The following is a 12,704-nucleotide window of genomic DNA, read 5'->3' as shown; positions in this document are numbered from 1 at the left end:
TTTCTTGACCCATGCGAGCGGCCCAGACGCCCCCTTCCTTGGTCACCTTGATCTTTGCGACGGCACTGTCGGTGCTGTCGCTAAACATGTTCCTGCCGTCACTGGCACGCATGGCCGAGGATTTTCAGGTCGACTACGCACTGGTTAACTTCTCGGTCGCCGGTTACCTGGCGGTTTCAGCGATATTGCAACTTATCGTGGGCCCCTTGTCGGACCGGTTCGGGCGCCGACCTATAATGTTGATCGGGTTGGGGATATTCGCAATCGCCTCGCTGGGGTGCGTTTTGGCCGAGTCGATCTGGGTCTTTCTGGGTTTTCGATTGCTGCAGGCGGCCGTGGTTGCTGGCCCGGTTTTATCAAGCGCGTCGATCCGTGACAGATACGCCCCGAATGAAGCTGCCAGCAAACTGGGATACGTCGCCATGGCGATGGCCTTGGCGCCGATGCTGGGTCCGATGCTGGGTGGGGCCTTGGATATGCTGTTCGGTTGGAAGGCCGGATTCACATTGTACACCATGCTGGGGGCAGGGATGTTTGCGCTGCTTTGGCTGGATATGGGCGAGACGAACAGCACCCCATCAGCAACGTTTGCGGCTCAACTGCGCGAATACCCGCATCTGTTTCGGGCCCGCCGATTCTGGGGATACGCCTTGTGCGCGGCATTTTCGATCGGTGGGTTCTTTACCTTTATCACGGGAGCGCCCCTTGTGGCCGCCGCTTGGTTCGACCTTAGCCCGGCGTCGTTGGGGCTGGGTATTGGTATTATCACTGGCGGGTTCATGGTGGGGAATTTCATCACCGGGCGGATCGCGGCCCGAACACGCCTAACGACGATGATCCTGATCGGGCGAGTCGTGGCATCGACCGGTCCATTCTGCGGACTGCTGTTATTCTTGGCAGACTTGGGGTCTGTCTGGGTCTTCTTCGGATCAGCGATCTGTGTAGGCTTTGGAAACGGTTTGACCAACGCAAATGCATCGGCCGGAGTAATGTCGGTTCGACCGAAACTGGCAGGCAGCGCGGCGGGTTTATCTGGCGCGATGATTGTCGCTTTAGGGGCGGTGCTGACATCAATGACCGGGGCGCTGGTCAGCCCCGAAAACGGTCCTTACCTGGTGCTGGGCATGATGAGCGCGTGCAGTTTTGCAGGGCTGTTGGCCATTTTGTACGTGCGCTGGGTCGACCGGGTAGAGCCGTTGCCCGACGCGATCTGACGGTAAGGTCATCATAACGCTTTTCTTGGGTCAAATACCGTGCTAGGCGGCGCGCGATGGATTTCGGCGCAGCGCGCCAAACACGAAGGAGAGGCCGACATGGCACTGGAACGCACATTCTCGATCATCAAACCCGATGCAACCCGCCGCAACCTGACTGGCAAGATTAACGCCAAGTTCGAAGACGCGGGCCTGCGCATCGTCGCGCAAAAGCGCATCCACATGACCAAAGAACAGGCTGGCAAGTTCTACGAAGTCCATGCCGAGCGTCCTTTCTATGATGAACTGTGCGAATTCATGTCGTCGGCTCCGGTCGTTGTTCAGGTTCTGGAAGGCGAAGGCGCCATTGCAAAGAACCGTGAAGTCATGGGCGCAACCAATCCCGCAGACGCGGCCGCCGGCACCATCCGTGCCGAGTTTGCTGAATCGGTTGGCGAAAACTCGGTCCACGGTTCGGACGCACCTGAAACTGCAGCGGTTGAGATCGCTTACTTCTTCTCGGGCATTGAACTGGTCGGCTAAATCGTTGCCGGAACAAGTTGAAAAGCCGTCCTCAAAACTTGAGGTCGGCTTTTTCTATGCGGGTTTCAAATCGTCCGGTGACACCCGCACGCCGATCGCATCAAGGTCGGAAATCATTTGCGCCTCAGGCGCTGTTCCGACACTTGCTTTGATTGCGTCAAACCGTTTGCGCAGCGCCTTTTTCTCATCACCCTTGCAATCGTTCCAAGGGCGACCCTGCAGCCCCATAACCAGCACGTAATAGCCGATGAAATGCGGGCGTGATCCGGACTGTAGCAACTTGGTATACGCAGCATCTGCGCCCATCTCGCGCAGGTCCTGAGCCGAGTGTATGCCCGCACGCGCGCAGGCCTGTTCAAACGCGGGGCCAAGGTTGCGGATGGATGAAACCGGGTCAGTCATACATGCGTCTTAGCGATGCCAGTTGCTGCTGTCATGCACTTGTTCCGACCGCGTATGTAAGGTCAGCCAGATCAGGTGAGGTTTGGCAGGCTTGCTTTTGACAGACGTATGCGATTGCATGACAACATCCTGTCAAGCGAGGTGCCGATGTCCAAGAACAAGGAATCCGCAAAGAACGAAGCCAAGGCAAAAAGAAAAAATCTTTGCCGCTGGATGGGAACCCACTCAAGCTTCGCGCGATTGAAGAAGGTGAAAGCGCGCAGAACTTCGTGGAAGTCCTTGTGAGCGAGCACCTTGCAGCGCCACGGAAGGAACGCACGCTATGACAAGGGCGGACGCTTTGTTCGTTATTCATGGCGGGTTTGAACCTTCTTTGCTTGCGAAGCCGCTAAAGAAACTTTGCTTGAGGGTTGAGCCCGCAAAGGCCGCTCAGAAATTTCAGATACTGGACTGCTTTGATCAGTCAATCAGGATGTCCGGAGACGCCTTGGTTGAAACGTCCGGGTCGCTATTGCTTTTTCAATTCAGTGGTGAGGTATTGGCGCAGAACGCCCGGGGGAACGGCGCGTTTGTTCAAGATCTTCCAGACGGAGCCGTAAAGTCGGCTTTGCAGGGCTTTCCCAAATTACGCGCGTTGACCAGCATTGGAACAGGAACGCTCCGAGTTCACGAGTTTTCGGTTCTGGATGGCCTACAAAAAACTCAGGTCCGTGGATGCGTATATGCCTTGGACTCTGAGGTTGGTAAAATAAGTATCGTGTTCGTTCAGCGGCTGAAAGGATACGACAGTGCATTCAGCGCCGTTTGCACAAGGTTGAAAGGACTGGCAGCGAAGACAAACGGAGCAGACGCTTTGTTCGGGACGCTCTTTCCAGACGCGGTTCCGTACCGCGTAAAACCGGATATCACATTGAGCAAGGAAGAGCCGTCCATCGAGGTGGCAACGGACATCATTCGAACTTTCCTAGCCGTAGCGCGCCAAAATGAGGCAGGCGTAATTGCAGATATCGACACCGAGTATCTGCATGATTACCGAGTGTCCCTGCGTCGTGTCAGGTCGGTGTTGAGCCTGTTTAAAGGTGTGTTTTCAACTGAGCAGACAATCGAGCTGAAACACGCGTTCTCAGAGTTGATGGCCCCGACGGGACGGGTTCGTGATCTTGATGTGTATTTGCTGGATAAAGATAGATATTTCAAATTATTACCCTCCGGCCTTCACTTAGGCACCGAGGCCATGTTCGCGCAGTTTGAAAAAGAGCGTTTGCAAGCCCTTGGCACTCTTTCGCGACGGTTCAAATCTGCTGAATATGATCGTCAGTTGAATGATCTGACCGCACTCTTTTCAGATGTTGGAAGCCTTGAGCCCGGGCCCAACGCAAGTCGGGGGGCTTATGGGTATGCCTGCGCCATGATTTGGAAACGCTACCGAAAGGTTTGCAAACTGGCGCGGCAGATCACCCCCGAAACCCCAGACGAATTGGTTCATGATTTACGGATCGACTGCAAGAAGCTGCGATATCTGATGGAGTTCTTTGGGCCTTTGTTCGACGCAGGGGATTTCAAAACAATCATCAAGCCGTTGAAAAAGCTGCAAGATAACCTTGGATTGTTCAATGACTGCTCGGTTCAGCAAGAGGCGCTTTTGGAATTTGTTGCACGGGAAAGTAACTCTCAAAATCGTGCAAACGCTCAACTTGCTATGTCTGTCGGCGGGTTGGTTGCCATGCTGTATCGGCGGCAGAAATCAGAGCGAGCGCGCGTCATTGCCAATTTTCAGCATTTCAACAGCCCGAACATCCGACACCTGTTTCGCAGTCTGTTTCACCACAAGGAGGACTAGGGATTGAAGATCATAGCCTGTTACAGCAACAAGGGCGGCGTTGGAAAAACTGCGACTGCGGTCAATCTGGCCTATGCCTATGCGAAGGCAGGGAAAACTGTTCTTCTGTGTGATCTCGATCCGCAAGGGGCGTCAGGATTTTATCTGCGTGTCAAACCTTCGAAGAAACTGACGGATGCCCGTTTTTTCGAGGATGTAGAGCGCTTTACCAAATCTATCCGTGCCAGCGATTTCGAAGGGCTGGACGTTCTGCCGGCGAATATGACCTTTCGCGACTTTGATGTGTTTCTGTCTCGGATGCGCAACAAGAGATCGCGGTTGAAGAAAGCTCTGGTTGCGGCAGGCAGTGATTATGACGTGATCGTTTTGGACTGCCCGCCGAATTTTTCGACCTTGTCCGAGAACATTTTCAAAGCCGCAGACCAGATTGTTGTACCCGTCATACCGACGACACTGTCCGAACGGACCTTCGACCAACTGGTGAATTTCTTTGATCAGAAGGGGCTGCCAAAGAAAAAATTACGCGCCTTCTTTTCGATGGTCCAACGCCGAAAGACGTTGCATGTGGAAACGATGATGGTGATGCGAAAACTGTATCGAAAACGGTTCTTGCAGGCGTCGGTCCCGTTTGCCGCGGATGCCGAGCGGATGGGGCAGAATAGGGCGCCCGTCAGCGTCTATGCGGGACGCAGCGCGGCCAGTGCCGCGTATCGCGCGCTTTATGATGAGTTGGAAAACGGAGTGGTTTCAGACAAATGAGTACCGAAATCGAACGCAAATTCCTTGTGGCTGACCTGCCGGATTTAAGCCGTGCGGATAAGGCCATCGTGCGGCAGGGCTATCTGACATCTCCTAACGATTCGGCCGAATTGCGCCTTCGGCAGAAGAACGATCACTACTACCTGACCCTCAAGGGCGGTGGCTCGATGGTTCGGGTCGAGCGTGAGGCGGAAATTTCAGCCGAGCAGTTCGAAACCTTTTGGCCTGAAACCGAAGGACGCCGGGTCGAGAAAGAGAGGTATACCGGCGTGCTCTCGGATGGGCGTGTGTTTGAACTGGATGTGTTTCAAGGGGACCTAGCCCCGCTGCAACTTGTCGAGGTCGAGTTTTCGACCGAGGCCGAGGCGGTGGCCTTTACGCCCCCGGATTGGTTCGGCGCAGACGTGACGTCGGACAACCGGTACAAGAATAAGACAATGGCGACTAATGGCGTCCCAGCTTGATGGTCGCTTGCAGGCCGGGGTTGCTGTTTGAGGCCATGAAAGCACCGCCATGCATGTGCGAGATCGCGGCAACCAGTGCCAACCCAAGCCCCGCGTTTCGTTCGGTACGTGCGGGATCCAGCGTGACGAACGGCACTTGAAGGCGGGGCAGGTCTTCGTCTGGAACGCCGGGGCCGTGATCGCGGACACTCATGCACATGAACGGGCCATCCTCGGAAATTGTTATGTCGATGGATGTATCTTCAGGTGCATAGCGCATTGCATTTTCCAGCAGGTTTGACAGGGCCTGCGACAGCAAAGGGCGGTGACCCTGAATTGGTCTTGCCGTTCCATTGACGGTGATCTGAACTCCTTGATCCGAGGCCACGGGTTCATAAAGTTCAACAACATCGCCAACCAGTTGTTGCAGGTCGACGATTTCAAATTGCTCGCGTCCCACACCGGCCTCGGCACGCGAGATGTCAGTAAGCTGGCCCAGCACTCTGAGAACATGATCAATTTCCGCTGCGGCTCGTGCCACATCAATCTCGCGGTCCAGATCAGTTTTGCTTGGGTCGGACAGGGTTTCAATTCTCTGGCGCAGGCGCGACAGAGGGGATCTGAGGTCGTGCGCGATCGAGTTTGAGGTCGTGCGCAGATTGCTGATCAGTTCCTCGTTTTTGTCCAGCATGGTGTTGAGCGTGCGGGCCACCTGATCAAACTCATCACCTGTCCCGCGTAGGGGCATACGCCGGGACAAGTCTCCGGACACGATATTCTCGGCGGTGCTGGCTATATCTGACAGGCGAGAGAACACCAGTCGTGTAAACAACCACCCTGTTAAGACACTGAGCGCAAGGGCAATCGCCAGTGCTATGCCAACCGAGCGTAACAGAACCCTGTCAAACTGCTGCCGCGCCAGGGCGTCCCGTCCGACCAGCAGACGTTCACCACCCGGTAAGCGGATCGAGGCGGCGGAAATGGGGACCAGTTCATCATTGTCGGCGCGCCGAAGTTCAAGATCCACCCATCCGCTGCCGGCGGTGACGTCCGCAGGCCATTGTTTGAGATTGCCTGCAAGCTTCGCGCCAAAGCGATCGGTTAACAGGTACAGCGCATCCCTCTCGGACGCTGAGGGCAAGCGGCGTTCGATGGCCGTCAACAGACCTATAAGGCCGCGTCTTTCGTATTCATCGGCCAACCCGGTCAGTTCGGCGGATACAACCGATCGTGTTTCACCTTCGATACTGCGGTTGGCCGTGACATAGACCAAAGCCAGCACCGTCGCTGTCAGCAAGGTGCTGAGGACCATGCTGGCGAAAACCAATCTCGTTCGGGAATTATTGAAGGAAAGTTGAAGGTTATCCATCAGAGATCATGTAGCCGGCACCCCGGACGGTTTCAATCAAAGGCGGTCCGCCACCTTCATCCAACTGACGCCGCAGTTTTGAGATATGGACGTCAACCACGTTCGTATTCGGATCGAAGTGGTAATCCCAGACACCCTCAAGCAGCATCGTGCGCGACACCACGCGGTTCTTTCTGCGCAGAAAATACTCAAGGATCTGGAACTCTCGCGGGGTCAGCGAAACCTCGTGCCCGTCGCGCGTGACCTTGCGGGTCAGCAGGTCCATCTCAAGGTCGCGGCAGGTCAAGGTCGCGTTTTCTTCGGCCTCCTGAGGGCGCCGCAACAACGCTTCGATCCGCGCGTGCAGCTCTTGGAAAGAGAACGGTTTTACAAGGTAGTCATCCGCGCCCGAGCGCAGCCCCTTAACCCGCTCATCAACTGCGCTCATCGCGGTGAGCATCAGGACGGGGGTCTTCAGACCCGCAGCCCGAAGGGATCGGATCAGCGACAACCCGTCCAGCCCCGGCAGCATCCGGTCCAGCACAATGGCGTCAAACCCGCCGTCGGTGGCATGATACAGACCTTCACGGCCATCAGCGGCCTGTTCGACCACATAGCCCTCTTCGCCAAACCCTTTGGCGATGAACTCGCGGGTGTCTTCATCGTCTTCAACGATCAGCAGGCGACGGCTCATGGTCCGAACTCCTTTCTACCGGTATTTAAACACAAAATTTCGGGTAAAGCACTGGTTTTAGGGAAAGAACGTGCCGGGTGCGTCGTTGCGCACCCGGCAGTCCCGGCAGATAGCGGACAATTCAATCCGCCGGGGAGGCGCACGCCAGATATTCCCCATCACGTGGCGCGCGCGGGTGTCTGATCAGGCGATTTCAACCGCGACGAAGATCTGGTTGCCGCCACGATTGATCAAAACCAGCGCAGGATCGGTCTTTTCGCTGTCGAGTGCGGCCTTCAGCGCATCCGGCGAAACGGTTTCCTGCCCGCCAAGTTTCACGATCACGTCGCCGCGTTGCAGGCCAGCCTTGGCCGCCGGGCTTTCGGGCGTAAGGTCGGTCACGACGACGCCGTTGACATTTTCACCCACTCCCATCTCGGCACGGGTCGTATCGGTCAGCGGTGCGACGGTTACACCCAATGCGGTCCCCGAGATGGTTTCATCAACGGATTTGTCGATGTCTGCCGAGGCGCTTTGATGCTGGCCGATGGTCAGCTCAAGCTTTTGTTCCTTGCCATCGCGCAGAACTGTCAAAGTGCTGTCAGTCCCCACCTTCGTCGTGCCGACCAATAAGGGCAGGTCGCTGCTGGAGTCGACGGATTCATTGTTGAAGGTCAGAATGACATCGCCCTGTTCCAGGATTCCCTGGGCCGGGCTTCCATCGACCACTTCGGAAACCAGCGCACCTTTTGAGGCATCAATTCCCATCGCTGCGGCAATTTCAGGGCTGACATTCTGGATCGAAACACCCAACCAACCACGACTGACCTGACCGTCATCACGCAGGTCGGCAGTGATATGTTCCACGATGTTTGAGGTCACCGCAAAGCCTAGGCCAACAGACCCGCCGCTGGGCGAATAAATCGCCGAGTTCACGCCGACAACTTCGCCTTCCATGTTGAACAGCGGTCCGCCTGAATTGCCCTTGTTAATTGCCGCATCGGTCTGGATGAACTCGGCATATGGTCCTTGAGAAATGTTACGACCCTTGGCCGAAACGATGCCCGTTGTCACGGTCGAGCTCAGGCCGAAGGGATTGCCGATTGCCACAACGTCTTCGCCCACGCGGATCACGTCGCTGTCGCCCAACTCAACGGCCTGAAGGGACTCACCCGCGTCGATCTTCAGAACTGCGATGTCCGTCAGCGGGTCGGTCCCGACAACCTCGGCGTCAAAGGTGCGATCGTCGCTCAGGCGAACGGTGACGTTGGACGCGTTGTCGACAACGTGGTGATTGGTGACGATGTATCCTGCCTCATCCAGAACAAAGCCCGATCCGAGACCTTGTGCCGGGCCGCGTTGCGGGGCGTTGAACCCTTCTGGCGTACCAAACCGCTTGAAAAATTCACCGAACGGGTGGCTTTCAAAATCAAAGTCCTGTCCTCTGGCCGGAACCGCGGTGGCGTCCTGTTCCGCGATGATCGTCACGACGGATGGTGACACGCTCTCAACCAGATCGGCCAGTGCTTCGTCCGCTTTCGAGGGCAGGGCAGTCGTCGCAAGCAGAGCGGTGCTCAGTGCGGTGACACCCACCCAATTGGACGTGCGTGGCGTAAGAAGAGAGGATTTACGGATGCTCATATTGGTCTCCTGTTTGTATCACGCGGTTGCGGCCGCGCGTTACATCAGCAGATGACGTATCAGTCTTTGTGTTTCCTGTTTGAAAGATTAAGAAATCTTAATTTCGCCACATTGGGCCCGTCTTATACGCGGGTTGGGCGGTAAGACTTCGTGCGCCCAGGCGAATCAACGGCTCGAATCACCGGATTGTTGACGCACATGCGGGCAATGCCTGAAAAGGGCTGAATTGAAACAGTTTGGTTAACAAAGGAACGGATCCACAGATCCTTTGGCAATCGCTCGTGTTTTGGTTGTGACCAGGTATGGGGTTTAGTCTTTACTGGCTTCAACAAGCCTAAAATTGACTGGTCTTTAGTTGAATAAGAGCGCTCATAATGGCGATTTTAGCGCCGTTAGCACAAATTTCGGTTCCCTCAATGATTGTTTTTTCTTCGGCAGGATGTTGCGCAAAAACCATTCTGATACGTCGAAAATTTACCGTTCTTTCCAGTTTCCCGTTGTCTGATCCGGCGCGATGGGTGACGATGATCAGGCCCAAGCGAGGGGAGCCGAAGGCACTAGGGGGTGCCAACGGCCGTCACAGTCACTGGAAGCGCTGAGCGGCATGTTAACGAGGGGGTCTTGTTTAGGTTCAGCGGCGGAATAGCCAGCGTGCTACATGGCACAAATGGCCGCGCTTTCAGGATTGATGAAAAGTGGTAGTCCTGTTTTGGGCACCGGCCCGGTCTGAAAAGACCGGGCCGTGTTCTTTTCAGGCGTTTCTTTTTTGGTGCCATGCATCCCAGTCTTCCGGGGTGTCCAAGTCCAACAACGCGTTTTGATCCGGTAGGGGAACAAGGCACACGCGGTCAGCATGTGCCCGGACAACGGCCTGTGCGCCTTCATCGCCCGTCAGTCTTGCAAGGTCATCAAATAGTGATCGGTGGAAAACAACTGGATGGCCGGGTTTTCCGTTAGCCGTCGCGCCGCGCCAAACTAGGTTGTCCGGATGGTGTTGAACCGTGTCGATCACTGCTTTCAGGTCACCGGGCGTGATATCGGGTAAGTCTGCCAACAAAACCATGACGGCGGTGGCTTCAGGTGGGACGTGCCGCATCGCTCCGCGCAGGCTGGCATTCATTCCTTCGACAGCATCTGGAATTTCTACCATCTGCGCGTCCAGACCTTTGATCACGTCGTAACGCGGGTGCGGCTTTGGAGGAAGGGCGACGATGGTCGGCCCGGCCTGCAGCGCCGTTTCGAGTGAGCGACGCAACAAAGGCATACGGTCAACAGCTTGCAATAGCTTGTCCTTGCCACCCATACGACGTGACTGTCCGGCGGCCAAAAGGATAATGGGTAACGGAATCATGTGGCTAGAATGCCGCTGCCGGGGACGTATGTCATCCCCGCATGCGTGCGCCATCCGCGTCAAATAGTGGTTCCGAAATCACTCGAGCCTTCCTCAACTGGCCGAGAATTTCGATCTCGACCTCAAGCCCGTCGCTGATTTCTTCGACTGGCAGGAACCCCATCGCCACCGATTTTCTGGCATAGTGCGAATATCCGCCAGATGTACAGAAGCCGACGACCTGACCGCCCAGCCAGATCGGCTCATATGCGTTTACATCTGTGTCGTCCGCGTCAACTTCAAAGGCCACAAGTCTGCGTGCCGGGCCTTCGGCACGTTCTAATTCGGTCGCCGCACGGCCGATGAAATCCACGTTTTTCGAAAATGCAATGAAGCGGTCCAGCCCTGTTTCTGCTGCGGTGTAATCTGGTGAGTATTCGCGCATCCAGGACCCAAAGAACTTGTCCAGACGCAGGCTCATCATGGCGCGCATCCCAAAGGGCACCATGCCATGAGGCTGCCCAGCCTGCCACAAAGTCCACCAAAGTTGCCTCTGCGCCATGGGATCGCAATAGATTTCAAACCCCAAGTCGCCGGTATAACTGACCCGTTGAACGATGCAGTCCGTCATACCGATTGTCATGCGCCGCACATCCAGAAAGCGGAGGATTGCGACGTCGTCTCGCGTGCAGGCTGATAACACGTCGGCGGCCTTGGGACCGGCGATCTGAAACCCGTTCAAACGATCGCTGACATTTTCGATGATCACGCCGTCGGTTTGATTTTGCAGGAACCACCTCATGTGGAACGCTTGGCTGCCATAAGAGGCGGTGAGCTGAAATTCTTCGTCGCCAAGGCAGGATATGGTGAAGTCGCCAATCAACTTGCCCTTAGACGACAGCATGGGGGTCAGTGACAATCGTCCCGGTTGTGGAATTCGCCCCGCCATGATCCGATCCAACCATGCCCGCGCATTGGCGCCAGAGATGCGATATTTGCCGAAGTTGTGCACCTCGTTGATACCGACGCCGTTGCGGACAGCGTTGACCTCGCGGCCCGTCGCCGAGAATGCATCCGAGCGTCGGAACGAGGGGGTTTCATAGTCCGGCTCTTCGCCTTGGGCGAAATAGTTGGGCACCTCCAGCCCGTATTGCTGGCCCCAGACCGCGCCCAGATCACTGAAGATGTCGTACATCGGCGTCGTTCGGTTCGGGCGGGCGGCGGGTAGTTCCTCGTTCGGGTAGGCGACGCTGAATCGCTTCTGGTAGTTTTCGATCACCTTGGGGCGAGTGTAGCCGGGGCCGATCCAGTCGCCGAAACGTGCCACGTCCATGGCAAAGACATCGCGTTCGGGTTCGCCTTCGATCATCCATTGGGCCAGCGTCAGTCCAACGCCACCGCCCTGACTGAACCCGGCCATCACACCGCAGGCCGACCAGTAATTCCGCAGCCCCGGCACAGGTCCGACCAAAGGGTTGCCGTCTGGCGCAAAGGTAAACGGCCCATGGATCACCGATTTCACACCGGCCTCGGCCAGAACAGGAAAGCGGCGATAGGCGAATTCGATACTGTCGGTGATCTTGTCAAAGTCGTCCGGCAGGAGTTCGTGCCCAAACTCCCACGGGGTCCCATCCACGGCCCAGGGTTTGCAGGGTTGCTCATAAAACCCAATGCACAAGCCCCGACCTTCCTGCCGCAGATAGCTTTCGCCTGCGGGGTCCATCACATGCGGGTGTTCGCCCCCTGCATCAATGATGGCTTCGATCTGAGGAATCGAGTCGGTGACCAGATACTGATGCTCCATCGGGTGTAGCGGGAAATACACACCTGCCATGGCGCCGACCTCGCGCGCCCAAAGACCACCGGCATTGACCACATGTTCGGCATGAATCGTGCCTTTGTCGGTGACGACATCCCAAGTTCCGTCCCGCCGTTGAAGCGTTTCATGCACCATGCAATGTGTTTCGATGGTTGCACCGCCCATGCGGGCAGCCTTGGCATAGGCATGAGTTGTGCCGGACGGGTCCAAGTGGCCATCCAGCGGATCATAAAGCGCGCCGATTATCCCATCCGTGTTGGTGATAGGCGCAATTTTCTTGATCTCTTCGGGGACCACAATTTCGGTCTCAAGGCCCATGAAGCGGTGCTTGGCACGCTCGGCCAGCAGCATGTCGAACCGATCCTGATTGTCGGCCAGCGTAACACCGCCCACATGATGCAGGCCGCAGGACATGCCGGTGATCTCTTCCAGTTCCTTGTAAAGACGGATGGTATAGCCTTGCAGGGCGGCCATGTTGGTGTCGCCGTTGAGCGTGTGAAAACCGCCTGCCGCATGCCATGTGGAGCCGCTGGTCAGTTCGGACCGCTCCAGCAGCATCACGTCTGACCAGCCCAGTTTGGTCAGGTGATACAGGACCGAGCACCCGACAACACCACCCCCAATGACCGCCACCTGCGTTGTCGTCTTCACGTTGCTGCCTCCATCCGGTTTCGGCCCGAGCCTGCAAGCGCAGGCTTGGGTTTACTGTTCCG

The 12,704-nt window shown here is 56.4% G+C and carries 12 protein-coding genes; 5 read left to right on the top strand and 7 right to left on the bottom strand.

Annotation, left to right across the window (positions count from 1 at the left end):
• Positions 1-11 precede the first annotated feature (11 nt).
• Positions 12-1,214 carry a multidrug effflux MFS transporter gene (locus GOV88_RS02095; RefSeq protein ID WP_171210651.1) on the top strand — a complete coding sequence of 401 codons (1,203 nt, stop codon included), beginning with the start codon at positions 12-14 and terminating at the stop codon, positions 1,212-1,214.
• Between the two features lie 99 nt (positions 1,215-1,313).
• Positions 1,314-1,736, top strand: coding sequence for a nucleoside-diphosphate kinase (gene ndk / locus GOV88_RS02090; protein ID WP_170352964.1), 423 nt, complete (start codon positions 1,314-1,316; stop codon positions 1,734-1,736).
• A gap of 54 nt (positions 1,737-1,790) precedes the next feature.
• On the opposite strand, the gene GOV88_RS02085 is transcribed toward ndk, so the two are convergent.
• Positions 1,791-2,138 (bottom strand): TfoX/Sxy family protein, encoded by a 348-nt coding sequence (locus GOV88_RS02085; protein ID WP_171210652.1) that lies wholly within the window; start codon positions 2,136-2,138, stop codon positions 1,791-1,793.
• 487 nt (positions 2,139-2,625) lie between these two features.
• Between GOV88_RS02085 and GOV88_RS02080 the strand changes: the two genes are divergently transcribed.
• From GOV88_RS02080 to GOV88_RS02070, 3 genes are read left to right on the top strand one after another with little or no spacing between them, the layout of a single operon-like run.
• Entirely contained in the window at positions 2,626-3,978 is a 1,353-nt protein-coding gene (locus GOV88_RS02080; protein ID WP_171239389.1) for a CHAD domain-containing protein, read from the top strand.
• Between the two features lie 3 nt (positions 3,979-3,981).
• Entirely contained in the window at positions 3,982-4,737 is a 756-nt protein-coding gene (locus GOV88_RS02075; RefSeq protein ID WP_171239388.1) for a ParA family protein, read from the top strand.
• Positions 4,734-5,201, top strand: coding sequence for a CYTH domain-containing protein (locus GOV88_RS02070; RefSeq protein ID WP_171239387.1), 468 nt, complete (start codon positions 4,734-4,736; stop codon positions 5,199-5,201). The genes GOV88_RS02075 and GOV88_RS02070 overlap by 4 nt, the downstream gene beginning before the upstream one ends.
• Here the strand turns inward: GOV88_RS02070 and GOV88_RS02065 are convergent.
• From GOV88_RS02065 to GOV88_RS02040, 6 genes are all read right to left on the bottom strand, one after another.
• Positions 5,182-6,492 (bottom strand): HAMP domain-containing sensor histidine kinase, encoded by a 1,311-nt coding sequence (locus GOV88_RS02065; RefSeq protein WP_254449138.1) that lies wholly within the window; start codon positions 6,490-6,492, stop codon positions 5,182-5,184. The two genes, GOV88_RS02070 and GOV88_RS02065, sit on opposite strands and share 20 nt — an antisense overlap.
• Before the next feature lie 49 nt (positions 6,493-6,541).
• On the bottom strand, positions 6,542-7,222 hold the full coding sequence (locus GOV88_RS02060; RefSeq protein WP_171121197.1) for a response regulator transcription factor: 681 nt from the start codon (positions 7,220-7,222) through the stop codon (positions 6,542-6,544).
• A 183-nt stretch (positions 7,223-7,405) separates the two neighbouring features.
• Positions 7,406-8,842, bottom strand: coding sequence for a Do family serine endopeptidase (locus GOV88_RS02055; protein WP_171239385.1), 1,437 nt, complete (start codon positions 8,840-8,842; stop codon positions 7,406-7,408).
• Between the two features lie 334 nt (positions 8,843-9,176).
• Positions 9,177-9,380, bottom strand: a complete 204-nt coding sequence (locus GOV88_RS02050; RefSeq protein WP_171239384.1) for a hypothetical protein — start codon at positions 9,378-9,380, stop codon at positions 9,177-9,179.
• Positions 9,381-9,593: 213 nt separating this feature from the next.
• Positions 9,594-10,193 carry an NTP transferase domain-containing protein gene (locus tag GOV88_RS02045; protein WP_171239383.1) on the bottom strand — a complete coding sequence of 200 codons (600 nt, stop codon included), beginning with the start codon at positions 10,191-10,193 and terminating at the stop codon, positions 9,594-9,596.
• Between the two features lie 31 nt (positions 10,194-10,224).
• Positions 10,225-12,642, bottom strand: a complete 2,418-nt coding sequence (locus tag GOV88_RS02040) for an FAD-dependent oxidoreductase (RefSeq protein WP_171239382.1) — start codon at positions 12,640-12,642, stop codon at positions 10,225-10,227.
• Positions 12,643-12,704: the final 62 nt, after the last annotated feature.

The sequence above is a fragment of the Ruegeria sp. HKCCA5491 genome (assembly GCF_013034565.1).
Classification (GTDB): domain Bacteria; phylum Pseudomonadota; class Alphaproteobacteria; order Rhodobacterales; family Rhodobacteraceae; genus Ruegeria.
Note: the sequence above shows the minus strand (reverse complement) of the source record. Positions and strands in the feature narration are given on the sequence as shown.

Excerpts from the sequence above, each read along its gene's own strand:
- GOV88_RS02060 (WP_171121197.1), bottom strand. The coding sequence starts at position 7,222 with ATGAGCCGTCGCCTGCTGATCGTTGAAGACGATGAAGACACCCGCGAG.
- GOV88_RS02070 (WP_171239387.1), top strand. The coding sequence starts at position 4,734 with ATGAGTACCGAAATCGAACGCAAATTCCTTGTGGCTGACCTGCCGGAT.
- GOV88_RS02055 (WP_171239385.1), bottom strand. The coding sequence starts at position 8,842 with ATGAGCATCCGTAAATCCTCTCTTCTTACGCCACGCACGTCCAATTGG.
- GOV88_RS02095 (WP_171210651.1), top strand. The coding sequence starts at position 12 with ATGCGAGCGGCCCAGACGCCCCCTTCCTTGGTCACCTTGATCTTTGCG.
- GOV88_RS02065 (WP_254449138.1), bottom strand. The coding sequence starts at position 6,492 with ATGGTCCTCAGCACCTTGCTGACAGCGACGGTGCTGGCTTTGGTCTAT.
- GOV88_RS02085 (WP_171210652.1), bottom strand. The coding sequence starts at position 2,138 with ATGACTGACCCGGTTTCATCCATCCGCAACCTTGGCCCCGCGTTTGAA.
- ndk (WP_170352964.1), top strand. The coding sequence starts at position 1,314 with ATGGCACTGGAACGCACATTCTCGATCATCAAACCCGATGCAACCCGC.
- GOV88_RS02045 (WP_171239383.1), bottom strand. The coding sequence starts at position 10,193 with ATGATTCCGTTACCCATTATCCTTTTGGCCGCCGGACAGTCACGTCGT.